Annotated in this window: 28 protein-coding genes and 1 tRNA gene; 5 read left to right on the top strand and 24 right to left on the bottom strand. The window is 49.3% G+C overall.

The window, feature by feature from the left end; genetic code table 11:
* Nucleotides 1–60: 60 nt before the first annotated feature.
* Both secD and KXJ70_RS16395 read right to left on the bottom strand, forming a co-directional pair.
* Entirely contained in the window at nucleotides 61–2,577 is a 2,517-nt protein-coding gene (secD, locus tag KXJ70_RS16400) for a protein translocase subunit SecD (protein WP_219044622.1), read from the bottom strand.
* A 56-nt stretch (nucleotides 2,578–2,633) separates the two neighbouring features.
* The gene (locus KXJ70_RS16395) at nucleotides 2,634–2,954 is read right to left on the bottom strand and encodes a hypothetical protein (protein WP_219044621.1); all 321 of its coding nucleotides are present in this window, start codon (nucleotides 2,952–2,954) and stop codon (nucleotides 2,634–2,636) included.
* Nucleotides 2,955–3,262: 308 nt separating this feature from the next.
* Here KXJ70_RS16395 and KXJ70_RS16390 point away from each other — a divergent pair, with 308 nt between their 5' ends.
* Together KXJ70_RS16390 and KXJ70_RS16385 are read left to right on the top strand one after the other, a co-directional pair.
* Nucleotides 3,263–3,460 (top strand): hypothetical protein, encoded by a 198-nt coding sequence (locus tag KXJ70_RS16390; RefSeq protein WP_219044620.1) that lies wholly within the window; start codon nucleotides 3,263–3,265, stop codon nucleotides 3,458–3,460.
* 12 nt (nucleotides 3,461–3,472) lie between these two features.
* Entirely contained in the window at nucleotides 3,473–4,363 is an 891-nt protein-coding gene (locus KXJ70_RS16385; protein ID WP_219044619.1) for a TIGR01777 family oxidoreductase, read from the top strand.
* A 615-nt stretch (nucleotides 4,364–4,978) separates the two neighbouring features.
* Here KXJ70_RS16385 and KXJ70_RS16380 read toward each other — a convergent pair.
* On the bottom strand, nucleotides 4,979–5,974 hold the full coding sequence (locus KXJ70_RS16380; RefSeq protein WP_255558544.1) for an AraC family transcriptional regulator: 996 nt from the start codon (nucleotides 5,972–5,974) through the stop codon (nucleotides 4,979–4,981).
* A gap of 126 nt (nucleotides 5,975–6,100) precedes the next feature.
* Here KXJ70_RS16380 and KXJ70_RS16375 point away from each other — a divergent pair, with 126 nt between their 5' ends.
* A complete protein-coding gene (locus KXJ70_RS16375; protein WP_219044617.1) occupies nucleotides 6,101–6,940 on the top strand; it encodes a metal-dependent hydrolase in 840 nt (279 codons plus the stop codon).
* Nucleotides 6,941–7,247: 307 nt separating this feature from the next.
* On the opposite strand, the gene KXJ70_RS16370 is transcribed toward KXJ70_RS16375, so the two are convergent.
* From KXJ70_RS16370 to KXJ70_RS16285, 18 genes are all read right to left on the bottom strand, one after another.
* Nucleotides 7,248–7,322, bottom strand: a tRNA-Lys gene (locus KXJ70_RS16370).
* A 70-nt stretch (nucleotides 7,323–7,392) separates the two neighbouring features.
* Nucleotides 7,393–8,076: a 7-cyano-7-deazaguanine synthase QueC gene (gene queC, locus KXJ70_RS16365; protein WP_219044616.1), complete on the bottom strand. Its 684-nt coding sequence runs from the start codon at nucleotides 8,074–8,076 to the stop codon at nucleotides 7,393–7,395.
* 39 nt (nucleotides 8,077–8,115) lie between these two features.
* Nucleotides 8,116–8,766 carry a 7-carboxy-7-deazaguanine synthase QueE gene (queE, locus tag KXJ70_RS16360; protein WP_219044615.1) on the bottom strand — a complete coding sequence of 217 codons (651 nt, stop codon included), beginning with the start codon at nucleotides 8,764–8,766 and terminating at the stop codon, nucleotides 8,116–8,118.
* 67 nt (nucleotides 8,767–8,833) lie between these two features.
* Nucleotides 8,834–9,658 carry a tol-pal system protein YbgF gene (gene ybgF / locus KXJ70_RS16355; RefSeq protein ID WP_219044614.1) on the bottom strand — a complete coding sequence of 275 codons (825 nt, stop codon included), beginning with the start codon at nucleotides 9,656–9,658 and terminating at the stop codon, nucleotides 8,834–8,836.
* Nucleotides 9,659–9,673: 15 nt separating this feature from the next.
* Entirely contained in the window at nucleotides 9,674–10,168 is a 495-nt protein-coding gene (locus KXJ70_RS16350) for an OmpA family protein (RefSeq protein ID WP_219044613.1), read from the bottom strand.
* An 85-nt stretch (nucleotides 10,169–10,253) separates the two neighbouring features.
* The gene (gene tolB, locus KXJ70_RS16345) at nucleotides 10,254–11,546 is read right to left on the bottom strand and encodes a Tol-Pal system beta propeller repeat protein TolB (protein ID WP_219044612.1); all 1,293 of its coding nucleotides are present in this window, start codon (nucleotides 11,544–11,546) and stop codon (nucleotides 10,254–10,256) included.
* The gene (locus KXJ70_RS16340; protein WP_219044611.1) at nucleotides 11,546–12,319 is read right to left on the bottom strand and encodes an energy transducer TonB; all 774 of its coding nucleotides are present in this window, start codon (nucleotides 12,317–12,319) and stop codon (nucleotides 11,546–11,548) included. The genes tolB and KXJ70_RS16340 overlap by 1 nt, the downstream gene beginning before the upstream one ends.
* A gap of 5 nt (nucleotides 12,320–12,324) precedes the next feature.
* On the bottom strand, nucleotides 12,325–12,768 hold the full coding sequence (gene tolR / locus KXJ70_RS16335; protein ID WP_219044610.1) for a protein TolR: 444 nt from the start codon (nucleotides 12,766–12,768) through the stop codon (nucleotides 12,325–12,327).
* Between the two features lie 11 nt (nucleotides 12,769–12,779).
* Nucleotides 12,780–13,454: a protein TolQ gene (gene tolQ, locus KXJ70_RS16330; RefSeq protein WP_219044609.1), complete on the bottom strand. Its 675-nt coding sequence runs from the start codon at nucleotides 13,452–13,454 to the stop codon at nucleotides 12,780–12,782.
* 33 nt (nucleotides 13,455–13,487) lie between these two features.
* A complete protein-coding gene (gene ybgC / locus KXJ70_RS16325) occupies nucleotides 13,488–13,880 on the bottom strand; it encodes a tol-pal system-associated acyl-CoA thioesterase (RefSeq protein ID WP_219044608.1) in 393 nt (130 codons plus the stop codon).
* The gene (gene ruvB / locus KXJ70_RS16320; protein WP_219044607.1) at nucleotides 13,880–14,920 is read right to left on the bottom strand and encodes a Holliday junction branch migration DNA helicase RuvB; all 1,041 of its coding nucleotides are present in this window, start codon (nucleotides 14,918–14,920) and stop codon (nucleotides 13,880–13,882) included. The genes ybgC and ruvB overlap by 1 nt, the downstream gene beginning before the upstream one ends.
* 15 nt (nucleotides 14,921–14,935) lie before the next feature.
* A complete protein-coding gene (gene ruvA / locus KXJ70_RS16315; protein ID WP_219044606.1) occupies nucleotides 14,936–15,538 on the bottom strand; it encodes a Holliday junction branch migration protein RuvA in 603 nt (200 codons plus the stop codon).
* 14 nt (nucleotides 15,539–15,552) lie between these two features.
* Nucleotides 15,553–16,077 (bottom strand): crossover junction endodeoxyribonuclease RuvC, encoded by a 525-nt coding sequence (ruvC, locus tag KXJ70_RS16310; protein ID WP_219044605.1) that lies wholly within the window; start codon nucleotides 16,075–16,077, stop codon nucleotides 15,553–15,555.
* A 230-nt stretch (nucleotides 16,078–16,307) separates the two neighbouring features.
* Nucleotides 16,308–17,063 (bottom strand): YebC/PmpR family DNA-binding transcriptional regulator, encoded by a 756-nt coding sequence (locus KXJ70_RS16305; RefSeq protein ID WP_219044604.1) that lies wholly within the window; start codon nucleotides 17,061–17,063, stop codon nucleotides 16,308–16,310.
* Nucleotides 17,064–17,166: 103 nt separating this feature from the next.
* Nucleotides 17,167–18,939, bottom strand: a complete 1,773-nt coding sequence (gene aspS / locus KXJ70_RS16300) for an aspartate--tRNA ligase (RefSeq protein WP_219044603.1) — start codon at nucleotides 18,937–18,939, stop codon at nucleotides 17,167–17,169.
* Nucleotides 18,940–19,048: 109 nt separating this feature from the next.
* On the bottom strand, nucleotides 19,049–19,297 hold the full coding sequence (locus KXJ70_RS16295; protein ID WP_219044602.1) for an FmdB family zinc ribbon protein: 249 nt from the start codon (nucleotides 19,295–19,297) through the stop codon (nucleotides 19,049–19,051).
* Between the two features lie 188 nt (nucleotides 19,298–19,485).
* Nucleotides 19,486–19,935 (bottom strand): HU family DNA-binding protein, encoded by a 450-nt coding sequence (locus tag KXJ70_RS16290; protein ID WP_219044601.1) that lies wholly within the window; start codon nucleotides 19,933–19,935, stop codon nucleotides 19,486–19,488.
* Between the two features lie 330 nt (nucleotides 19,936–20,265).
* Nucleotides 20,266–20,691: an HIT domain-containing protein gene (locus KXJ70_RS16285; RefSeq protein ID WP_219044600.1), complete on the bottom strand. Its 426-nt coding sequence runs from the start codon at nucleotides 20,689–20,691 to the stop codon at nucleotides 20,266–20,268.
* 80 nt (nucleotides 20,692–20,771) lie between these two features.
* On the opposite strand from KXJ70_RS16285, the gene KXJ70_RS16280 reads away from it, so the two are divergent.
* On the top strand, nucleotides 20,772–22,496 hold the full coding sequence (locus tag KXJ70_RS16280) for a proline--tRNA ligase (RefSeq protein WP_219044599.1): 1,725 nt from the start codon (nucleotides 20,772–20,774) through the stop codon (nucleotides 22,494–22,496).
* The gene (locus KXJ70_RS16275) at nucleotides 22,497–23,150 is read left to right on the top strand and encodes a lytic transglycosylase domain-containing protein (protein ID WP_255558543.1); all 654 of its coding nucleotides are present in this window, start codon (nucleotides 22,497–22,499) and stop codon (nucleotides 23,148–23,150) included.
* A gap of 6 nt (nucleotides 23,151–23,156) precedes the next feature.
* Here the strand turns inward: KXJ70_RS16275 and KXJ70_RS16270 are convergent, their stop codons facing one another.
* From KXJ70_RS16270 to KXJ70_RS16260, 3 genes are read right to left on the bottom strand one after another with little or no spacing between them, the layout of a single operon-like run.
* Entirely contained in the window at nucleotides 23,157–23,639 is a 483-nt protein-coding gene (locus KXJ70_RS16270) for a periplasmic heavy metal sensor (RefSeq protein ID WP_219044598.1), read from the bottom strand.
* Nucleotides 23,636–24,070, bottom strand: coding sequence for a hypothetical protein (locus KXJ70_RS16265; RefSeq protein ID WP_219044597.1), 435 nt, complete (start codon nucleotides 24,068–24,070; stop codon nucleotides 23,636–23,638). Before KXJ70_RS16265 ends, KXJ70_RS16270 begins: the two co-directional genes overlap by 4 nt.
* Nucleotides 24,067–24,603 carry an RNA polymerase sigma factor gene (locus KXJ70_RS16260; protein ID WP_219044596.1) on the bottom strand — a complete coding sequence of 179 codons (537 nt, stop codon included), beginning with the start codon at nucleotides 24,601–24,603 and terminating at the stop codon, nucleotides 24,067–24,069. The genes KXJ70_RS16265 and KXJ70_RS16260 overlap by 4 nt, the downstream gene beginning before the upstream one ends.
* Nucleotides 24,604–24,612: the final 9 nt, after the last annotated feature.

Raw genomic sequence — 24,612 nt, 5'->3', positions numbered from 1 at the left:
AAAACGTTCAATACTAAGGAGTGTGCCGCACCGAATGTATCCGCGCAGCACACGTAGTAACTAAGGAATATGCGCTAAGGATTGACGAACGTCCTCGGCACTAGGCCGCAACTGCTTAAGACCTTTTCGTTCTCGTCCAATACCAAGAAAATACAAGATTGGCGATGCAATAAAAATTGACGAGCTGGTGCCGACGATAATCCCGAACAACATGGGCTTAGCAAAACTGGACACCGCCTCGCCACCCGCTACCGCCATTGGCAGTATCGCCAACAAAGTGGTTGCCGAGGTGAAGAGCGTCCGTGTCAGCGTGGCCGAAATACTATCATTGAGGACGTTTAGGAGAGAGGCATTTGGATCTGCGCGAAGCCCTTCACGCACACGATCAAATACAACGACTTTGTCGTTAATCGAATAGCCTATCAGCGCGAGTAGCGCCGCCACCGCGGTTAAATTGAACTCCAAGCCCGTTAAGGCGAAAAAGCCGATGGTTTTGGTAATATCCAAACCAATGGTGGCGATGGCGGCGGCGGCAAAGTGCGACTCATAGCGAATCCACAGATACGCCAGCATGCCGCCAGCGGCCAAAAGCACAGCGAGTATAGCGGCGTCGGCAAAGCCACCACTGATTTTAGGACCGACCATATCCACCCGTGGAAATGTCGCAGATGGGTCTTCACTGAGAATTGATTTTTTCAACAAATCAATCTCGTTGACGTTTAGCTGCGTGTCACCGTCGTGTGCTGGCAGCCGAACTAAAAACTGTCCCTTGTCACCAAATTCCTGGATCGCCGCGCGATCAAAATCGTGGGCCAGCAAATTGCTGCGCATAGCCTGCACAGACAATTGCTCGGTTTTCACATTCACCAATGTGCCGCCAGTAAAGTCGACCCCATAGTTTAAACCCACCCCAAAAAACAGCGCCACCGAGCTCAGCGACAGTATCGCCGACAGCGCCAAGCCCAAAAAGCGCCCACCCATAAAGTTAGTCTTGCGCTTGCTAAGCCGATCCAAGCTCGCAAATCCAGAGAAGGAAAGGATCTCTCTTTGCCGGTTTCGTATATGCCATTGAATCAATACCCGAGTAACCGCGATAGACGTAAACATGGATGTCAGCAAGCCGATGGCGATCGTCACCGCAAAGCCACGTATTGGCCCATTACCAAACATGAACAGCAAACCCACTGCGATGAGGGTGGTTACGTTGGCGTCGATAATCGTTGCGTAGGCTTTATCAAAGCCCGCGCTAATTGCTGCCATGGCCCGTTTGCCGCGTGCCGACTCCTCTCGGATTCGTTCATTGATTAGGATGTTAGCGTCAACGGCCATACCAATTGTGAGAATAATACCCGCGATACCGGGCAGTGTGAGGGTCGCCTTGAATAAACTTAATAGGCCAAAGATCAAGCCAATATTAATGGTCAAGCTCGAGCAGGCAATTAAACCCCAGCCGCGGTAAATTACGGTCATGAATATCAACACCAAGGCCGCGCCGAACACACCGGTAAACAAGCCCATTTGAATAGCATCGCTACCAAGATCCGGTCCAACAGTGCGCTCCTCAACAACGGTTAAAGGCGCAGGCAACGCACCGGCGCGAAGCAGTAAGGCAAGATTGCTCGCCTCAACGGAGCTAAAGCTCCCAGTGATTTCACCCCTGCCGCCGGCAATGACGCTCTGAATTACCGGCGCGGTAATCACATCATTATCAAGAACGATGGCCAGAGCCCTACCAATATTGGCACGGGTCATTTCGCCAAACTGTTTGGCGCCAACGTCGTCGAGCGAGAATGTGACCACCGGTTCGCCGGTGTTTTGGTGAAAGCCCAAGCTAGCATCGCTGATATGTTCCCCCTTCATGGCGACGCGTTTCTCTAGGGTATAGTTTTGCAGGTCTTTGCTGCTCGGCACCGACACCGTGGGCGTTGCGGCCTGAGGTCTAGCCACCCACTGAAAAGACATCTGTGCCGTCGTGCCAAGCAACTGGCGGATATAAGCGGGGTCGCTCACACCCGGCATTTGAATCAATATGCCATCGTCACCTTGCCTGCTAATACTCGGCTCAACCAAACCACTTTCATTTAGCCGCCTACGAACCACTTCAAGACTGCGGTCTATCGCGTCTTTCTGTATCTGGCTTATATATTCATCCGTGAGTGAGATGCTGAGGGTATTTTCAGTGCTAGACACCTTAAACATTCTCATGCCCTCGGTGGTTCTATTGTTCGTTGCTGCCAGCGCTGCCGCCTGCTCACGCTTGTCTGCGTTGCGCAAGGTAATATGCCAGCTTGCGCCTTCCGTGTTCGGCTTTGCATAGGCAATGTTATTTTCTCGAAGCTGAAGCAATACCTGCTCCGATACACGTTCCAATGCACCATCGATAAGTGGCGCAGTATCTGCGCTCATCAGCAGATGTGAGCCGCCCTGAAGATCTAAACCAAGCTTCAATGTGTTTTGAGTAAACCACGCAGGTAAGTTTGTCTGCGTGTGCCCATTCAAAAAGTTTGGCACCGCGCAGGACAAACCAAGAAGTATAAGCAGCAAGTAAATCACCGCCCGTTTTGAGAAGAGTCGCATGAATAATCCTTTCAAATTAATGAAATAAAAATATCGTTACAGATAAATAAGGTGGATTATTTAAGCGGTGGTGCGCGCAAGGGCGGCCGCAGACGAAACGCAGCCTGCAGCGTAGGAAGCCAGCGACTGGCCGTTTTTAGCAGACCAAGGAGTTGCCAATGACACTTGACGCTGACAAAAGCATTTACTGTTGGCGTATCTAAGAGATGATCACTGTCATCGCGCTCAGTCAGAAGAGCGGAGCTACTGCCACTTGAAAAAACAAAGACTTGCGCCGAATCTGCAGTATTAACATGCTCGCCGCTGTCCAGCACAGCGGCTTGTAAATTAACCCCAGTGGCGAGCATACCAACAAGTGCAAAAAGCCAAACCAGCATCTTCGGCGCCGAGCGCATATCCAGTTTCGTACTTATTGGGGGCTTAAACATGATGGCTATATACAGTGTCTGCAGTTCGCGGATTATTGGGGCGAATCAAGCGTTAATCAAGCACCGTTTCTAGCTATATATTACCAACCTTCAAAATTCACATTCTCGGTGACCTTGCGCGGGGCAACAGGCCTCTGTGACGTTTGGCATTTACAGTCCTAGAATTATCTGATTCCGACTTTTTGACGTATCTATTTAGTCAACGGTTTAGCGTTGCGGCGGCAGCAGAGCTCCCGAACACGCCCAGCTAACCCTATATGCTTATTTATGAGGACGATGTTTGGATGTACAGAGAGCACAATTTTATCGACGAGACGTCGGTCGAACACACGCGTTTTGGTGTCAGTGGCACTGTCGCGACTGTCGCCAACTTAAGCAGCGATAGCCGCGTGGACGCCAATTTAGAGAGCTGCATTGAGAACTTACTCAAGCAGCCGACGTCATTTGTCTATTAACTGAGGGATGTGATGAATATATTAATAACCGGTGGCACTGGCTTAATTGGATCGGCGTTTATTGAAAGCGCTACGGATTGCCAATTCACCGTGCTCACTAGGTCGACTGCAGGAGCAAAATCGACATTGCCCTCCTCGGTTACCTGCATTGAATCCCTATCAGCGCTTCCACATCTCAATGAATTTGATGCGGTAATAAACCTAGCGGGGGAACCCATTGTTGATAAGCGATGGAGTGAGGAGCAAAAGAATATTATCTGTCAGAGTCGCTGGGAGATAACTCAACAATTGGTAGATTTGTTTGCCAAAAGCGCGACGCCACCGTCGGTGTTTTTAAGTGGCTCGGCAATTGGCGTGTATGGCAATCGCGGAGATGAGTCCTTGACGGAAAAATCATCGGTATCCGAACGGGATTTCCCAACACGCCTATGTATACGCTGGGAAAGTATTGCGCGGCAAGCCGAACCGTACACACGGGTAGTGTTATTGAGAACGGGTATTGTTTTAGCTAAGCAGGGTGGCGCATTAGCAAAAATGCTATTGCCATTTAAACTTTGTCTTGGCGGCCCTATAGGCAGCGGCCAGCAATACATGGCGTGGATTCACTACCGTGATCATATTGCTGCGATGCACTTCCTGTTAAAGGACAAAGGCATTTCCGGCCCGGTTAATTTGGTGGCTCCAAACGCGGAGAAAAACAAGGAATTTACTCAGACACTTGCGAAATCCCTGCGCCGTATAGCGATTTTTCCTATGCCACGGTTTGTCTTACACGCTTTGCTCGGTGAGTCATCTAGCTTGTTATTAGATAGCCAGAAAGTAGTGCCGCAGACGTTATTGAATAGAGGGTTTAGCTTTGAGTTTAATAAATTAAAGTCCGCCTTGATCGATTTACTGAATTAAGTACGCATCTAAAACCGTCGGTTATGGACGAACACGGAATTATAAAATTCTAGAGCAATTATTGGAGCGATTATGGGCAGTACGAGTAAGAAATTACCGTGCAGGGGGTGCTTGCAGAGCTGCAAGAATCTGACTATTTGCGAGGGCAAACCTTGGCGGCTAGGCGAAAAGACTGACTCCGATAAAATTGCGAGTATGAAATTGGCGGGGTTGAAAGTCGAAAAATAGCGACTTGTTAAATATTGCGGTCGCCAATGAACAGAAAAATTTTCTCGTCGTTGGTGCTAGCCTTAACCAGCGAAAGGGGGAAAAGGTCCAAGGTAGACTAACTAATCAATTCGGCTGACTTTGTAGTTAATTTACACCAACCGCTGGGCACAGCAAAAGCACAAGGTTGACCACAGGGGAGAATAGAAACGACAAAGTCGCCACACACAAACAGTACTTTGATTTTATTCGGAAATTTATGATTAACCATGACAAATTCGAGCAGTACTCATCTGTCGATCATATTCTAGCTAGCACAACTCTACTAAGAGACCTCACGTTCGGCAAATTGGAAGTGCTACCTATTGCGAGTGAGCTTTGGCGTCAATGGATCACACCAACTTTATCTTATTTGCGAACGCAAGCGTTGCGAAAGTCTAACGGTGTCATACCAGACCAGCGTCGAAAAGATCGTCTAAAATTAGGCGCGTCACTGAAGCCTAACAATACTGATATTTCAGACACGGGTAAGTTCGTGCTTTTAAGATATTCACTTGCAAGTTTATGTCGCACCTCATCCAGCACCTGCTGAAAGCGCCATCCCTCGCGCTTTAGTCGCCTTTGAAGGGTGCTTTGACTCATGTTCAGCGCTTGTGCAACTTCCGCGGCAGTTGGAAATTCCGAACCTGATCGCAATAAGTACTGCTGGACTCGCTCATGAACGCTACCACCGAATTTGCTGCGCAATATTAAGCGATCACATTCCCGCCTAAAGATATCACCCGCTATAGGATTAGCGGTGGTGATGGGCACGTTAAGAGCGGCTTCATCAAAATACAGAGCGCAATTCGATTCATTGAAATTCACATCGGAGCCAAACGTTTTATACCAAATACTTACGTCGCCCTCAGGCCGGTAGTTGAGGTTGAGCCCCACTGCATTCACGCCAGCATCTGCCAACAGAAGATGACCATTAAATACAATCGCGGAAAAAACGAGCTCTATGTAAAACTGAGCTAAGAACCTGGGTATATTTTCCCCTTCGGCCCGTATCGAAGCCCGCCCCCCTGAAATATCGAAGCTAAGACGCAGACTTGGAACAAGTGCGCGACTGTAGCGAATTAACAACTTAATAGAATCATGCGATGTAGCGCTACTCATCAGGGCATACCCAAAAATACCCTGTGAAACAATATTTATACGGCTCCCCAGTATTACACCAAGCTGAGGGTCGTCCGCCAGCTCTATTGCTCGACTAAATACCCTATCAAGAAGCTCGGCTGGCAGCCCGGCTGTCGCCCCAATTGACTCAACCGTCAAGCCAGTTTCCTTGAAAAGCTCAGGCGACTGAATGCCTCGCTCCCGCAAAAGCTCTATCAAAAGTGAAACAAAGTAATGGTGCATTGACTATTTTTGACCCAGCAATTGACTATAAATAACCCCATAAGTGGAAGTATTTAACCCCCAAATCTAAGAAAAGACCAGTAATATGATTACGTACTGACGTAGGAAAAATAAAGGGTAGTCAACATGTTCACTACAAACACCACCGCATCTGCAAGCTCAAAGCCAATAACACCCCGTGATCGCAGTCATGACATTGCCGACCATCTAAAAAGTGACTGGCTAGGCGACAACCCATTCCTAACAGCGTTTTTTAACACCCTGTCGATCACCTTTCCCGCGGGTGAAAAATTCTTTATCGACAGTGTTCGTCATTACCGAGGCGATATAAGTGACCCAAAATTGAGTGCAGATATTCGAGGGTTTTGTGGTCAAGAAGGATTTCATCGCCGCGAACATCAACGATACAACGAAGCGCTAGCTCAAGCGCGTGGCTACGACCTTGATAAATTGGAACGCGTGATGACACGCCGCCTTGCCTGGGCCCAAAGAAAAATGTCTCCGCTTAGCAATCTCGCTGCTACCGTTGCCATTGAGCATCTCACTGCGGTGTTTGCAGAACGATTACTCGACGAGAATTCCATTTTAAACACCGCTGAGCCGGAAATGCGAGAGCTGTGGCGCTGGCACTCAGCGGAGGAAATGGAACATAAAGCTGTCGCGTTTGACGTTTATCTGCAAGTGGGAGGTTCTGAAAAACAAAGACGTCGAGCCATGCGCAGAGTAAGTCTGTTAATTACCCTAGAACTGATGAAAGGGATTTGCTACATGCTAAAAACAGACGGTCATTTATATAATTTCAGCGTTTGGCGTCAAGGCATAAAAGGCTTGTTTGGCAAACAGGGGCTTTTCACTGGAACCTGGGCGCCCTACAGAGAATTTTATACCAAGGGCTTTCATCCTTGGCAGCAAGACACCAGCCACTTACTAGAGGCATGGGAAAGCGAAACAAAAGCCTTAAGCTAAGCGAAGAAGCTGTAAATAACTCTATAAATGTGCCCAGTTAATATAGTTACGAACGCGTTATATCTATTATTAGAACTTCAGAAATTAGATCTCAAAAAGATATTGGCGACTATGTATAGATCGCCAAATGGACTTCCCCGAGTAATCTAGACAACTCAGCGCTATTCTGCATGTTTTTATCTCAAGGACGATAGCTGCTTTTGTCACAGATTTGGCACGGATCTGTCACAGGCACACCAAAACCAAAAAGTAGAGACGAAAAAAAGCGCTGCACATCTGCAACGCTTTGATTTTCTTCGGAATTTGATGGTGGGCCGTGATGGATTCGAACCATCGACCAATTGGTTAAAAGCCAACTGCTCTACCACTGAGCTAACGGCCCCGAAAGAGGCGCTTATAATACGGATTTCCAAATAAAAAACAAGCACCTACGCATAAAAAAAGCAGTTTTATTAGAGCTTGCTATATCGGGTTGGATCGATTACCCCAGCTTGTTCAAACCCTTCACGTCGAAGGTAGCAGCTATCACACCGCCCGCAGGCCTCGCCCTTGTCATTAGCGCTATAGCACGACACGGTTTGCGCATAATCCACCCCTAGGGAAGCTCCCAGCTTTACGATGTCGGCCTTGCTGAGCTTCATCAGTGGCGTGTGGATATGCATGCCATGACCATCTACACCGGCCTTGGTGGCGACATTTGCCATGGTTTCAAAGGCTTCTATAAATGCTGGGCGACAATCGGGGTAGCCTGAATAGTCAACGGCGTTTACTCCGATAAAAATATCATCTGCATTCAGAACTTCTGCCCAACCAAGAGCAATGGATAGGAACACGGTGTTACGTGCAGGGACGTAGGTAACCGGAATGCCTATTGCGCCGGCATCTGGCACCGCTATGTTCATATCGGTAAGCGCGGAACCACCAATACTGCTTAAATCGAGATTGATGATTTTAAACTCGGTGGCGCCACCCGTTTCTGCAACTCGCTTGGCAGCGACCAATTCGGCGCGGTGACGCTGACCGTAATCAAACGCGAGGGCATAGCATTCATAACCCGCCGCCACTGCCTGAGCAAGTACCGTAGCGCTATCTAAGCCACCCGATACAAGAACAACTGCTTTTTTAACCAAAACCATTCCTCTATTGCTATTACTACGTCACTCAAACGCAATAAATTAATGTCCTGCCGCGTCATTCCACAACAATTTATGCAGCTGCATTTGAAAACGCACCGGTAAATTATCTTCGACTATCCAGTCTGCAAGATCAGTGGCGCTTAGTTGACCAAAGCTGGGAGAGAACAGAACTTCGCCAGCCTTATCCGCTAGATTTTGTGAATCTAATTGAAATCTCGCCCAGTCATAATCTTCACGATTACACAGCACAAACTTAATTTGATCGTGACGCCCGATATGCGCAATATTTTCCATAAGATTGCGATGCATCTCGCCCGAGGCTGGTGTTTTCAAGTCCATGACTTTCGACACCCGCGAGTCAACGTGCTCGACACTAAGCGCACCACTGGTTTCGATAGACACCTCATAACCGGCATCGCAGAGCGCAGTAAGCAAGGTATGGCACTCTGGCTGGGCCAAGGGTTCACCTCCCGTCACGCAGACATAGCGAGGCTTGTAAGACGCAACTGTGGCTAGGATATCTTCAATCTGACGGCGTTCGCCGCCGTGGAAGGCATATTCGGTATCGCAATAGACGCAGCGCAGTGGGCAGCCCGTCAGACGAACAAACACCGTAGGCAAGCCTAGCGTGCGGGACTCACCTTGCAGTGAGTAAAAGATTTCAGTAATACGTAGCGTGTTCGCGTTCATTAAGACTGGCAGCCGGATTCAGGTTTATTACCGGAGACCAGCCGCGCAAGCTTTACCCCGCGAAAAATCAAAAATTCTTACGGAGAAATTCTCGTGATTTATTGACGGCTGAGTTACCCGTATTACCGTAGCGGTCAATGACATGGGTTAGCATTTCTTGCGATTTCTGTTTATCACCATTCAGGAAATAAACAGTACCCAGCTTGTACATTGCCGCAGGAACCTTGCCGTGATCCGGGTAATCGGTGAGCAATTGCTGAAATGCTTGTGTTGAAGCCGACAAATTTTGAGGCTTGATGGCAACATATAATTCGCCAAGCCAGTACCAAGCATTAGGCGTGTAACGTCCAGTGGGGTATTTTTCGACATAACTGGTAAATGCAATTATGGCTTCATCGTATGAGGCGCTTTTCACCAAATCATACGCTTTTACGTAATCTGAAGACTCATCACCATCAAGAACAACGGAGGTGGGTGAGGTTTCATTAGTTGCACTTGGTGTGCTTGTGCTGCCCGCTATCACAGCTCCTTCAGCACTAGCCGCAGGGGATGCCTCAGAAGGCGAGCCAACAGCTAAAGAATCTGGCGAATCGGTCATCGCATCAGAAGAGCTGCCGCCAGCAGTTAAACGACGATCGATATCGATGTAACGGTCTAAACTTTGCTGTTTAAGCTGGCGTAACTGATGCCCTTGTTCTTCCACCGTCCCTCGCAACGCCATAACTTCTTGGCGAAGCAATTGAAGTTGTTGGTACATCTCCCCTTCCATTCCTCGATTTGATTGTGCATCAGATCGAGCGGAGCCTACATCAACAACTGGGGCTTGCGCCCAGAGCTGTGCCGACAAACACGCTGCCGGCAGCAGCAGAGACAGTGGTTTTAAAAACTGCATCAGTACGCCTTTTTATTACTTCAGTTCTACGCGACGGTTTTGCGAGTAAGTTGATTCAGACTGACCGAATGCAACTGGACGCTCTTCACCGTAGCTTACGGTTTCTATACGGTAGCGTGGAATACCGTTAATTGCCATGTAATCAGCAACAGAAATCGCACGACGCTCGCCCAGGGCGATGTTGTACTCACGGGTGCCGCGCTCATCAGCATGACCTTCCAAACGCACAGGGCCGGTAGTCTTTTTCAGACGAGCAATTTGCGCGTCCAATGCTTGACGTGCTTTCACAGTCAAAGTTGCTTGGTCGAATTCGAAATAGAATACAGTTTCGAGGTTCGCCATATCGTCAGTGTTGTAAGAATCGTTCATTGAATCAGTAGATTCTGTGTACGTGCTTACGCTGTCTGCACCTTCCTGACCGCTACCATCAGTGTCAGTAGAAGCACAACCAGCCAAAAAGGCGCTGAAGAAGGCTACACCCAAAAACATATTTTTTGCTTGGTATTTCATGGCATTTTCCCGTCAAGTTTTGATTACACATTTCCGATCATACAATATCCATTGTCTGCTCGGTATTTCATTCCCGGCTACTACTTCATTGAAGAAAAGGCGACCAAGCCGGTTCGCGCACATCCCCGAATCGCGACGGCAATCTATACCTCACACCACCGTCTATCGATACTGCCGCCAAGACCCCCTTGCCATCATACTGCGTAGCGTACAATAGCATACTGGCGTTTGGCGCCACACTAGGTGACTCGTCTAAATTAGTCGTAGTGAGAATTTCGACACGGTTACGTTTTAAATCCATGACCGCGATGTGAAAATTACCACTATCTCTGTGTACCATGACTAATCCTAAACCATCTGCCAGTACCCTCGCCCTGGCATTATAGTCACCTTCAAATGTAACTCTTTCTACTGACCCACTGCTGACGTTAACCTTATATATCTGAGGTTTGCCGCCACGATCAGATGTAAACACAATCGACTTCCCGTCCGGCATCCATGCTGGCTCGGTGTCGATAGCAAAGTGGTTAGTTACTCGCTGTAAATCACCACTCGCTAAATCCATTACATAAATGTCGGGGCTGCCGTCCTTTGACAGCACCATCGCCATTTTTGCTCCGTCCGGTGAAAACGCCGGAGCACCATTCAATCCGCGAAACGATGTAAGTTGCGTACGCGCATTAGTCCGCAGATCCTGTATATAAATAGCAGGACGCGTAGACTCAAATGATACGTAGGCAATTTTCTGACCATCGGGCGACCACGTCGGCGCCATAATCGGCTCTCGACTGTCGAACAACACCGATTCATTGGCTCCATCAATATCGCTTTTCAGCAAACGGAAGCGGGTTCGGTTACCCCCTTCGCGAACGGCAGAAACATAAAGCAATTGCGTACGAAAAGCACCACGAATATTTGTGAGTTTTTCATATATTTTGTCGCTGACGGTATGCGCGAGGTAACGAGGCTTATCAATACTTACCGATTCCTTGCCCGTGAGTATTACGCGCTGGGTATTTACGTCTAAAAGCTCATAATTTGCGGTTATCGTTCCGGTCACTTCCTGTGACAGCGTCCCCACGACAACATAGTCAACACCGAGACTTTTCCAGTCACGATAATAAACTTCTGTCGCATTGCGTGGCCGACCCAGCATATCTGAACGACTTAACGGCGCAAACTGCCCACTGCGATGCAGGTCACTCTCGACAATCGACGCAATATCTTCAGCCACTGTCAGCCCTGACTGCCAACCAAATGGCACAATTGCAATGGGGACAGGATCATCTTTACCCTTGTTGACTTGGATCGTAAGCTCGGCCATAGAGAGACTACTGACCGACAAAAATATTAGTGCTGTAATTATTCGTATCAACATTACCGCCTCAAATCCTGGGGTGAGAAACTAATTGTAAAACGCCTAAAATTCTTCTCGTAGGCGCCCATATCTTCGCGAGCCAACTTAGCCAGCTCTTCAATTTTGCCCAAACGCGTTACCGCTCGAGTAACCGATAAATCGAATGCATGATCACCACTGCCTTTAATAATTTGGTGACCTACAATTTCGCCAGTCGGGGTAGTCATAATCTGGATGGTCGCCTGCATGCCATTGCGAGCCGACAGCGGCCGTGTCCAATTGTTTGAGATCAACGCTGTAATCAAATCCGCATACGTCGAGGCCAGCTCGCCCTCTTCCACCAAGTCATCTTCAGACGCTAACGCATCGGCCAGCTCTTTTTGCTGCTGCTTGCGAATCTCTTCTTCCAGCGCTCGTTGTTTAGCGACTTCCTTCGCCTTTTCCTCAGCCTGCTTCTTGCGAATTTCCTCGGGCGTAGGCCCTTTTGGCGCTGGCTTCGGTGCCGGTTTCGGAGCCGGCTTAGGCACTGGCTTTGGCTCAGGATCCGGCTTCTTAACCGGTTCTGGCTTCGGTGCTGGTTTGACCACGGGTTTTGGCGTTGGTTTCGGCGCAGGCTTTGGCTTAGCGGGACGAGTAACCGGCTTTTCCATTACTAATTTCGCCTGAATTGCCAAGGGCTTGGCTTTCAACTCCATCACTTGACTGTCTTTGGGAATACCAAATAACAGGAATGCGATTGCCACGCAGTGCAAGACCGCCGTTACCGCTGCAGGCACCAACTTAATATCATTCATCGCGCTTACTTCGCTCCACTGCGCGACTGTGGCTCCTCGGTGATTAAACCGATAGAGGTAGCTCCAGCGCCCTGCAAAGCGGCCATCGCGGCAACAACGCTAGCGTAATCTACCGCACCATCCCCTTTAACCATGACCGGTGTCTTCGGCTTATTGCGCAATATTTTGCCTAATTTATCACCAATTTCAGCGAGCTCTACCGGCTCTCCTTGTTTGTCAGGATCACCCAAGGTCACATAATATTTACCGGCTTTATCCACCGAGACAACAATCGGGTCGTCATCTGTCGGTGGCACCGGCTCAGTAGACGCCTGTGGTAAATCCACTTGCACACCCTGCACCAGCAGCGGTGCCGTCACCATAAAAACTATCAATAGCACCAACATGACATCGATATACGGTACGACATTGATGTCTGACATGGGCTTACGTTTATTTCGCCGAGACATAGCCAGTACTCCTAATCTCGCGAGTGGATCTGGCGATGCAGAATACTGGAGAACTCCTCAGAGAAGGTATCGTACTTACCGGCAAAGGAATCTACTTTTGAGGAGAATCGGTTATAGGAAACAACCGCCGGAATCGCTGCTATCAAGCCCATGGCTGTCGCCACCAATGCTTCGGAAATACCGGGGGCAACCGTCGCTAGCGTCGCTTGCTGAACCTGACCTAGGCCATGGAATGAGCCCATGATTCCCCATACCGTTCCCAACAAACCAACATAAGGACTGGTCGAACCAACCGTCGCCAAAAATGGTAAACCGTGTTCCATTGCCTCTTCTTCACGAGATAGCGCCACGCGCATGGAGCGCTGACAGGCCTCCATCATGGCATCTGAATCCAGCTTCTTTTTAGCAAGGCGGGTAAACTCCTTGAAGCCAGCGCGGAACACGCTCTCCATACCGATCACACCGCGCTTGTCAGCACCTTCGGTGTATAGGGTATTCAAATCTGTACCAGACCAAAATCGCGACTCGAAACTCGCCATCTCCGCCTGCGCTTGATTGAAATACATGACTCGCTGGGCAATCTGGTACCAAGATACCACCGAGGCAAGCAGCAAAATCAACATAATAAGTTGAACAAACAAACTGGCTTGGCTAACTAAATGCCAAATGGAAAGCTCTTGTCCCACAGTTAACTCCGTTTTTTCGTTGTGATAATGTTTTTAAACGTTCAACACTGCTAACAGCGCCTCGGGCATTCGCTTCGGTTTTAAGCTTTCTTTATCTACACAAGCTAACTTAACCTGCCCTTCGCACAGCACTTCATCGCCACGATATACCAACTGCTCAAAACTTAGCGAGGCTTTTGCCGCCGCTATGACTCTCGCCGTAACAATAAGTTGCTCATCTAGCTTCGCTGGTCGCAAATATTTTGTCGTCAGGCTTGTGACGACAAACATCAATGATTCGTCGATGAACGCGGCCTTGTGAAATCCGAGCTCGCGCATATATTCAGTACGCGCACGCTCCAAGAACTTCAAATAGTTAACATAAAAGACGATACCACCCGCATCCGTGTCCTCCATGTAGACTCGCAAGGGCATTTTGAATTCCATCAGCTATCGCCACCAATGTCGGTAATATCGCCACTTTTGGGCATATCTAAGCCAAAATGGCGATACGCATGACCAGTCACAACACGTCCACGCGGCGTGCGCATAATAAAACCCTGCTGAATAAGATACGGCTCCAGCACATCTTCAATGGTGCCACGCTCTTCGCTAATCGCCGCCGCCAAGCTGTCTACGCCAACAGGCCCACCGTCAAATCGCTCTATCATCGCCAGCAATAAGCGCCGATCTAAATGATCAAATCCGCTGCTGTCTACATTCAGCATATTTAGCGCCTGATCTGCGATGTGCTTACTGACAATACCATCAGATTTCACTTCAGCGTAATCCCGCACCCGACGCAAAAGACGATTGGCGATGCGCGGAGTACCTCTGGACCGCAATGCTATTTCGTGGGCACCGTCGGAATCCAACTGCATACCTAATATTTTGGCTGACCGCGCGACGATCGTCGCTAAGTCATTTACACCATAAAACTCCAAGCGCTGCACGATGCCGAAGCGATCACGCAAAGGCGAGGTCAGCAAGCCAGCACGAGTCGTCGCGCCCACCAGGGTAAAAGGTGGTAAATCCAGTTTTATCGACCGCGCCGCTGGCCCCTCACCAATCATAATATCCAGCTGATAGTCTTCCATGGCCGGATACAGTATTTCTTCTATATTGGGACTGAGTCGATGTATCTCATCTATAAAAAGTACGTCGCCGGCATCCAAATTGGTCATGAGCGCCGCGAGGTCACCCGCTTTTTCCAGCACTGGGCCAGAGGTAGTTTTGAGTGACACCCCCATTTCATTGGCCAAAATATTTGCCAGTGTGGTCTTACCCAAACCCGGAGGACCAAAGATTAAAGTATGGTCTAGTGGTTCATTCCGCATTCGCGCTGCGCTGACGAAAATACTCATCTGTTCGCATACCGCCGGCTGGCCAATATAATCAGCGAGGGATTTTGGCCGTATCGCTCGATCAAAACGCTCCTCTTGTGGCTCGCTGGCATCGGGCGCCACAAGGCGGTCAATTTCTATCATGTCAGTTTAGTTTCTTCACTTGATCATGTTTTTTAAAGCAGCGCGAATCAATTCCTCGCTACTCGCGTCATCCGATTTCAAAGCGCTAATGGCTCTACTCGCCTCTTGGGGCTTATACCCTAAGGCCACCAGAGCGGATTCCGCCTCTGCAACATTTAACTTCGCGCTGGATGCGGGCGACACGACTTTGGCGCCACCTGAACCAGCTACGTCCCAGTCCTTAAGTCGATCACGCATTTCTATAATTAAGCGCTCTGCGGTTTTCTTACCCACCCCCGGCAGTTTAACTAAGGCCGCAGAATTACCTTCTTGCACACAGCGAACAAATTCGTCAGTTTCGACGCCTGACATAATAGTCAGCGCCAACTTTGGACCAACCCCGTTCACCTTAATTAAGTCGCGAAATAAGCGGCGCGACGTCACATCGCTAAATCCAAAAAGCTGTTGAGCATCTTCGCGGACTATAAACTGCGTGTAAAGGGACACCACCTGTCCCAGCGGAGGCAGTCCATAAAACGTGGTCATGGGTAGTAACACCTCGTAACCGATGCCGTTCAAATCTAAAACGATTTCCGGTGCCTGTTTTTCTATTAATACACCACGTAATCGACCAATCATTTAGCTCCCCTTATTTATTTAAGGCGTCCACGCCGTAAACGCAGCGCCGGCTCGGCGGCCATACTTTGTAAACCCTGCCGTGCATTGGCATGACAAATTGCCGCCGCTAAGGCGTCCGCGGCATCTTCCTGCGGTGCAGCCGGTAGCTTGAGTAATATTTTAACCATATGCTGAATTTGCGCTTTATCGGCGGCGCCCGTGCCAACAACTGCTTTCTTTATTTGCCTCGCGGTATATTCCGCCACCGGTAAACCATTACTCACACAAGCCACAACCGCCGCGCCGCGAGCCTGCCCTAGCTTAAGCGCGGAGCCGGCGCTTTTCGCCATAAACACTTCTTCTACTACCGCCTCAAGGGGTGAGTATTCAGAAATAATTGTCGTTAAACTTTTAAAAATGATATCAAGACGCGCAGGCAATGGACCCTGCGGCAAACGAATAACGCCACTGGTGATATAGCGATGGTGATTACCCGTCACCTCAATCACACCGAAACCTGTCTTTTGCGATCCGGGGTCAACCCCCAAAATAATGGTCATAGATCCTAACGCTATCGCTTCTTAATTCTATCAACCGAGGCATCAACCCATTCATTAGTGGCGTGAGCGCACTCATCGCAACAAAAAACCAGCTGCACGTCTATATATTATGAAAATAGGGGCCAGCAAATACGCGCTACTGCGCAGGCCAAACCCGAGGCTATTATGCACAGATTTAAGAGAATAATGACACGCTGCTAATATAAGAGCGCAGCCGAGATCGGAGAAATTTAATTGCGGGCAGCCAATTCCGCGTAGACCTCATCCGCAATATCGGCATTGGTGTACACATTTTGAACATCATCCAAATCTTCCAAGGCATCCACCAGGGCAAGCAGCGATCCGGCGCCGTCAATATCTAATGTGACAGTTGTCGCTGGCAGCATTTGCACATCCGCAAACTCATGCTCAAAGCCCGCGGAGGTCATGGCTTCTTTTACCACCATAAAATCGGGAAATTCGGTTTGCACGTCTATTGCGCCATCGTTGTAAACAATGACGTCCGCCGCCCCAGCTTCTGCAGCCGCCTCTAACAGCACCTCTGCATCCAAGCCTGGTGAATAGTGAAGCAGACCAATACGCGAGAACAAATAAGCTACAGATCCATCAGTACCAAGATTGCCGCCGCGCTTACTAAACGCGTGACGAACATCTGCAACCGTACGGTTTCGGTTATCTGTCATGCACTCAAGCAAAATAGCGACACCGCCGCTGCCATAGCCTTCGTAGCTTATTTCTTCGTAATTATCGGTATCGGTATTGCCAGCGCCGCGCGCAATGGCCTTGTCGATGGTATCGCGCTTCATGTTTGCTGTCAGCGCTTTATCCATAACGGCGCGCAAACGCGGATTATCTTCAGGGGAAGGGCCACCGGCTCTGGCGGAGACGACAATTTCACGAATAAGTTTGGTAAATATTTTACCGCGTTTGGCATCTTGCCCCGCTTTGCGGTGCTTTATATTGGCCCACTTACTGTGACCCGCCATATCAGCCTCTCTACTACGCTTGCGCCACAATTTTAGGCGTCTAATTATTTAAAACCACCCACCGCTAAAATGCCGGTGGGTGTATACACGACTGCCTAGGCCGCTATTTTTCCTCAAGCTTACGCAAGCGAATGTTTAACTCTGTAAGCTGCTTAGCCTCAACAAGGCCAGGCGCATCTGTCATGACGCAGGCGGCACTCTGGGTTTTCGGGAAGGCAATGACATCGCGAATAGACTTGGCGCCGGTCATCAACATGACCAAACGATCAAGACCAAACGCCAAACCACCGTGCGGTGGAGCGCCGTACTTTAACGCGTCAAGCAGGAAGCCAAACTTCTCTTCTGCCTCTTCTGGACCAATACCCAGCACTCGGAAAACGGCTTGCTGCATATCACCACGGTGTATACGAACAGAACCGCCGCCTAACTCCGTTCCATTCAGAACCATATCGTAGGCGATAGACAAGGCTTCACCTGGTGCTTTCTCAAGCTCTTCGGGCGTGCAGGAAGGCGCGGTAAACGGATGGTGCAATGATGTCCAGTTACCACTGCCATCTTGCTCAAACATCGGGAAGTCGACAACCCACAGCGGCGCCCACGCACAGGTATATAGCTTAAGATCTTCACCCAATTTGCAACGCAGAGCTCCTAAGGCCTCATTAACAATTTTAATCGTGTCGGCACCGAAGAAAATAAGGTCACCATTCTCAGCCTCAAGACGCGCCAAAATCGCAGCGCGCACAGGCTCAGGCAAGAATTTAACGATGGGAGACTGCAAGCCATTTTCCAGATCAGACTTATCGTTGACCTTGATATAAGCCAAACCTTTCGCGCCGTAGATACCTACAAACTTGGTGTATTCGTCTATCTGCTTGCGGGTCAGCGCCTCGTTACCACCCGGTACTTTTAATGCGGCTACTCGGCCATCGGCGCTATTAGCAGGACCAGAGAACACTTTAAATTCGACTTCCTGCATGAGGTCGCCAACATCAACCATTTCTAGCGGAATGCGCATATCAGGCTTATCGCTACCAAAACGCGACATTGCCTCTGCGTATTTCATGGTTGGGAAGTCGCCGAGGTCAATATTCATTACCTCTTCAAAGAGGTCGCGAATCATACCTTCTGTCACGGCCATGATCTGCTTATCGTCCATAAAGGACGTTTCAATATCTATCTGGGTAAATTCTGGCTGACGGTCAGCGCGCAGATCTTCGTCGCGAAAACATTTAGCAATTTGGTAGTAGCGATCAAAGCCGGACACCATTAACAGCTGCTTGAACAACTGCGGCGACTGCGGCAAGGCAAAGAATTTACCCGCATGAGTACGGCTGGGCACCAAATAATCGCGCGCACCCTCAGGGGTTGCTCGGGTTAAGATTGGGGTTTCAATATCGAGAAAGTTCTGACTGTCTAAATAGCGGCGCAACACCGATGTTATCTTTGCTCGCAAACGCAATTTGTCAGAAATCTGCGGACGACGCAGATCTAAATAGCGATAACGCAGACGGACGTCTTCACCGACATTGGTGTGATCATCCAACTGAAAGGGCGGGGTTTCTGATTCATTCAGAATTTCTAGCTCTTTGCCCAGCACCTCAATGGCACCGGTTTTCATATTGGCATTAACTGTCGCACCAGCGCGCGCGCGAACACGGCCGCGAATACGCAAGACATATTCGCCACGAACGCGGTCAGCGGTGCGAAAATGCTCTTCAGTATCGGGGTCAAAAACAACCTGTACGATGCCCTCGCGGTCACGCATATCAAGGAATATAACCCCACCATGATCACGGCGACGGTCGACCCAACCACATAGGGTAACGTCTTGATCTATATGTTCACTGCCCAAGCTGCCGCAATAATGACTGCGCATGTGTTCTGTTCTCACTGTATTAATGTATATCTAGCTTATTCCATTGGCGCCCTGTTCTTGGCACCAATCACTTAGTTCGTGCACCCACTAAGGGTATTTACTTCAAAGCCTAGGCATCTGAGGCAGCGGACGAGCCACCACCCGAGCCGTCGCCTGCCAAATTCTTCTTTTTGTCGCCACTTTTAAAATCTGTCTCATACCAGCCGCCGCCTTTCAAACGAAAGCCTGCCGCCGAAATCTTTTTCACCAATGCCGCCGCCCCACACTCCGGGCAATCTGTTAACGCCGGATCGCTCATTTTCTGAAGAGCCTCATGCGCATATTGGCAGGCTTGGCACTGGTATTCGTAAATAGGCATTAAAATTCCCCAAACTCATAACACACAACGATGCCATTTAGAGACAAGCGGCATAAAAGGAGCGGGATTATAACGCAAAGCGGGGCCGGCAATAAATGCAGCTGTGAATTTGGGGGGAAATAAACCGATACAGCGGGGAAATCAGCCTCGAACACATTAATAAATGCCGAGGCTGACCGTAATCAGACTTAAATTGCGAAGTCTTTAAGCTTTTTCAATGGGCGAACCTTAACAGCAACGCTGGCTGGCTTGGCTTTGAACATGGTTTCTGCACCGGTAAATGGGTTAATCCCTTTACGAGCCTTGGTAGCTGGCTTTTTAACGGTGGTGATTTTCATTAGGCCTGGAATGGTGAACTCACCCAACGCGCGTTTTTTAACGCTGCGTTCAATAAGTACTTCCAGCTCTTCGAGCACATCACCAACCTGCTTACGGGTCAAATTAGTGTTTTCAGCAATCTCAGTCAGAATTTGAGTTTTGGTCATTTTCTCTGAAATCACAGTCGTTTTGCGCTTAGGTGCAACAGCTGCAGCAGTCGCGGCAACTTTTGCTTTCGCTGGTGCTTTTTTCGGTGCAGCTTTTTTAGCAACAGCTTTTTTTGGGGCAGCTTTTTTGGGAGCAGCTTTTTTTATCGCCATTAGAATATTCCTGTATCACACGTTAAGTTTTATTGGCCTAAATACGGTTCTAAGCACCAACCAGCAGGTACCGCATGCTAATCACGAATCTGTGCCTGCGACTATCTATAGTAGATTGTGCTATCCAATACAAGATTAAAGCGCTGTTTTTCGCTCAAAACACTGTGAAAAAGGCAATTTTTGTATGACGAGCACAAAAATCGTCTGAAAAGCTGAGCTGTAATATCACTGCAAATGGAAAAACGAAGCTGAGAAGTAGCCGCATAAAAACCGCAGCACCAGTTTTTTCCGGTCAGGCGCGGCCTTATGGCTGGCACCAACAATGGCAAACTAAGCGACTAATTCCATCCCATACGCAGAGTAAGCTGCACGTATTTTAGTTAAGCGAGCAGCCAATGTAGCCGACTCATAGGCTTTAGCAGGGAGAAGCCCCCAAACGGGCTTTGGCCAGGCTGGATCAGCAGCAAATCGCGCAATATGGTGTATATGCAGCTGCGGCACCATGTTACCCAAAGCGGCAACATTTAATTTTTCCGCCGCAAAGGTATTCTGCAATACAGCACAAGTCGCATTTGACTCCACTAGATACAGCTGCTGATCCTCTGCGCTTAAATCACACACCTCACGCACATTCTCCCGGCGCGGCACCAAGATAAGCCAAGGGTACTGACAATCATTCATTAACAGCAGCCGACACAACGGTAAATCGCCCACTACAGCGCAATCTCGCGCTAAAGCATCATGTAATTTGAACATCACTCCCCCTGCGGCCTGTACCGCGCTACCGATCAATCGTAAAATGCGCAAACTCTGATAAATAAGGCCAGAATTACACCATGCGCGCTAGCCAATTCCTAATTGCCACCCAAAAAGAAACCCCAGCCGACGCTGAAGTCATTAGCCATCAACTTATGCTGCGAGCAGGCATGATACGCAAGCTCGCCACCGGTCTCTACACATGGCTGCCGATGGGCCTGCGGGTGCTGCGTAAAGTCGAAAATATCGTTCGCGAAGAAATGGATCGGGGCGGCGCAATGGAGGTGATGATGCCAGTTGTGCAGCCCGCAGAACTCTGGGAGGAGTCTGGTCGCTGGGAGCAATACGGCGCCGAATTACTGCGTATTGGCGACCGCCACAACCGTTCGTTTTGCCTCGGCCCCACCCACGAAGAGGTCATAACAGATCTAATCCGCAATGAAATAAAGAGCTACAAGCAGCTCCCGGCAAACTTTTATCAGATTCAAACTAAATTTCGTGACGAAATTCGCCCGCGCTTTGGCGTGATGCGTTCACGCGAATTTATAATGAAAGACGCCTATTCCTTCCACAATGACCAAGAATCACTGCAAGCCACTTACGATGAAATGCACGCGACCTACACTCGCATATTTACCCGCCTGGGCTTGGACTTCCGCCCTGTTATCGCCGACACCGGTTCTATCGGCGGCAGTGGCTCACATGAATTTCACGTGTTAGCGTCATCCGGCGAAGACGATATCGCCTTCTCCGATACCTCTGACTACGCCGCCAACGTCGAAATGGCAGAGGCACTCGCCCCCGCTGGAGCACGCCCTGCACCTAATAGCACGTTAGAGAAAATTGCCACGCCCGGCGCGCACACTATTGATGAGGTCAGCGCCCTGCTGAAGGTAGCCGCTGCACAAATACTTAAAACCTTGATTGTGTACAGCGACGCTGACGAGAACGGCAAGCAGGATTTGATCGCCTTAGTCGTGCGCGGCGATCATAATTTGAATGAAATTAAAGCTGAGAAAATAGCTGGCGTAGCATCGCCACTCACTTTCGCTAGTGAGGAAGATATTCAAGCCAAACTGAATTGCAAACCCGGTTCTATTGGCCCAGTGGGCTTAAGCATCCGTATCATTGCAGATCGCAGCGCTGCGCACAGCGCAGATTTTATTTGCGGCGCCAACGAAGACGGTTTCCACCTCAGTGGCACAAACTGGGATAGAGATACCAGCTTTACTGAAACAGCCGATCTGCGCGACGTAGTTGAAGGTGACCCTAGCCCAGACGGGCAAGGTAGTTTGCTTATTAAGCGCGGTATCGAAGTGGGTCATATCTTCCAATTAGGCTCCAAGTATTCAGAGGCGATGAAAGCCACCGTACTCAACGAAAACGGCAAAGAGCAAACCATGATCATGGGTTGCTACGGCATTGGTGTAACCCGTGTGGTGGCATCGGCCATCGAGCAAAATCACGACGAGAAAGGCATTATTTGGCCAGCCAGCATCGCGCCGTTTGAGGTCGCCATCGTGCCATTGAACATTCAAAAATCTGAACGGGTTCGCGAGCACGCGGAACACCTCTACGCCACCTTGCGTGGATTAGGCTACGACGTCTTACTTGATGATCGCAATGAGCGACCAGGGGTGAAGTTTGCTGACATGGAGCTGATGGGTATACCTCACCGCATCGTGATTGGCGACCGCGGCCTAGACAATGGCATGCTTGAATACAAGAACCGCAGCGCAAGCGACAATGAAGACATTGCGATTGACGATGTCGTCGACTTCATTCAGCAGCAACTGCCACGTTAAATGCCAGACGTCTACACCGTGCAAACTCGTTTCGCAGGACTAGCTTCGCGGCTGGCATTGCTGCTGATGTTGATTAGCTCGCCGCTGAGCATTGCCGGCATCCCAAGCGACGCTGGTAGCGTCGCACTATCAGCCGAACAGCTGGAGCACGAGGAACTGAGAGTATTCCTTAAGCAAGCGGTTGCAGATGCCGGCAGCTTTAAGGATCGCTTCGATGCTGAGGTTTGGTTATTTGATATGTCAGGACGAATGACAAGATATATTAAAGATCCACAGGAGCGGCTCACTTTTTTACGCAGCGTACACAGAGAGGCGAGCGCAGCAGGACTAAGTCCCGAATTGGTGTTGGCGCTCATTGAGGTAGAGAGTTATTTCGACCGTTTTGCAGTGTCACGTGTTGGCGCTCAGGGCTTAATGCAGGTGATGCCGTTTTGGAAAAAAGAAATCGGCCGCCCCGACGACAACCTTACCAATGCAGATACCAATCTGCGCTATGGCTGCCAGATTTTGCAGTTTTACTTACAAAAAGAAAAAGGCAATGTTCACCGCGCCCTCGCTCGCTACAATGGTAGTCTCGGCAAAAGCTGGTATCCCGAACGCGTGTTTGATCGCTGGCGCAGGCATTGGTATAACGGCGAGTTAAAAATGCACTAATACCAGCTACTGCGAAGACCGCTCGCCACTATATTCCGGCTCGCTAGGTCTTGGCTTTTTATTTTTCATCCGACCTAATTCACGGAGCGCAAACTGCAGTCGCTGCTCGGGCGGCAACGTTACCAGTACCGTTGCCAACACCTCATGACTCACCCGTTTTAAATTCGTATCAGCGATCCGAATTTCCTTAAACCCCTCACTGATCTCTGTCTCTGTTGCCGTATCTTGTTTTAATATTGCAACCATGTCTCGGCGCGCTGCACGCAGCTTTCGATACGCTTTGACCATATCTTTGCGATGCATTTCAAGCACTTGACGCATTGGCTCAGCAAGTTCTTGCGGCTCGTCTTTAAGCAGGTGTTTTGCCATACCATGCATAGCGTGGCGCTCCTCACCCATTAGGCGATGACCAGCGTATAAACCAATCAAAACCCCGTTTAACACCAAGGACACGAACAGCGCGATAACAATGCCTTTACGTGTACTCATAAGCCTGTACCTGCTATCCAATCACTCACTTCATAACTCGCTGTTGTTTCAAACACATAATCATCAGGATCGGCATAATCCGCAAAGTAGCCACCCGCGCCCAGCACCACGCCCAATAAGGCCGACGCCATTGCCGCAGCAAAACTTAAACGCCACACGGGTATATAAGGATCACGCGCTGTTTTACTCGGTAGCTCTGCGATGGCTGCTAAGCGAGCCCGTAACGCGGTGCTAGGAGTCAGCTCCGGCAAATCAATTTTATAGAGCGCACGTATAGCACCCTCCTCGACTTGGGCTTCGCGCCACTGCGCAGCGCAGGCATCCAACCGCAGAAACAAGGGTAAAAGCACGCGATATAGAAAGGGCCAATGATCGGCATTAGCGCCATAGCGGGTCAATAAGGCTGAAAATATTTGTTCTGCCGATGTCATTCTCGACCTCCTAATCGTGTTCTTAGCTGCTGCTTAGCCCGGCTTATGAGCGATTCCACTGCTTTAGCAGATAAGCCCATAATCACGGCAATGTCTTTCACTGAAACATCTTGATAAAACCTGAATACCATTACCGCACGCTGGTTATCTGGAAGGGCCTTTAGGGCATCATGCACTGCTAAGTTTTCGTTTTCATTTGGGGGCATAACCGACTCAGCATGCTCGACAAGCAATTCAATCGAACCGTCATCCGACACATGCCGCTGCTGAACTCGCTGCTTGTAATTGAGTGCCAAGTTATTCGCAACCCGATATAGCCATGTCGTTAATTTGGCATCGTCCCGCCAATCCGGTGCTTGTTTCCACAGGCGTTCAAACACTTCTTGGCATAAATCTTCGGCATCGTCTCGGGACAATACAATGCGGTATACAAGGTTTAATACCATTTTACTGTGGCGGTCCAACAACACTGAAAATGCCTGTTGGTCGCCGCCCGCTACTCGCCGCATCAATTCAATGTCAGATAACTGCACGCTGAAACC

Source organism: Zhongshania aquimaris (genome assembly GCF_019312595.1).
GTDB classification, from domain to species: Bacteria; Pseudomonadota; Gammaproteobacteria; order Pseudomonadales; family Spongiibacteraceae; genus Spongiibacter; species Spongiibacter aquimaris.
Note: the sequence above shows the minus strand (reverse complement) of the source record. Positions and strands in the feature narration are given on the sequence as shown.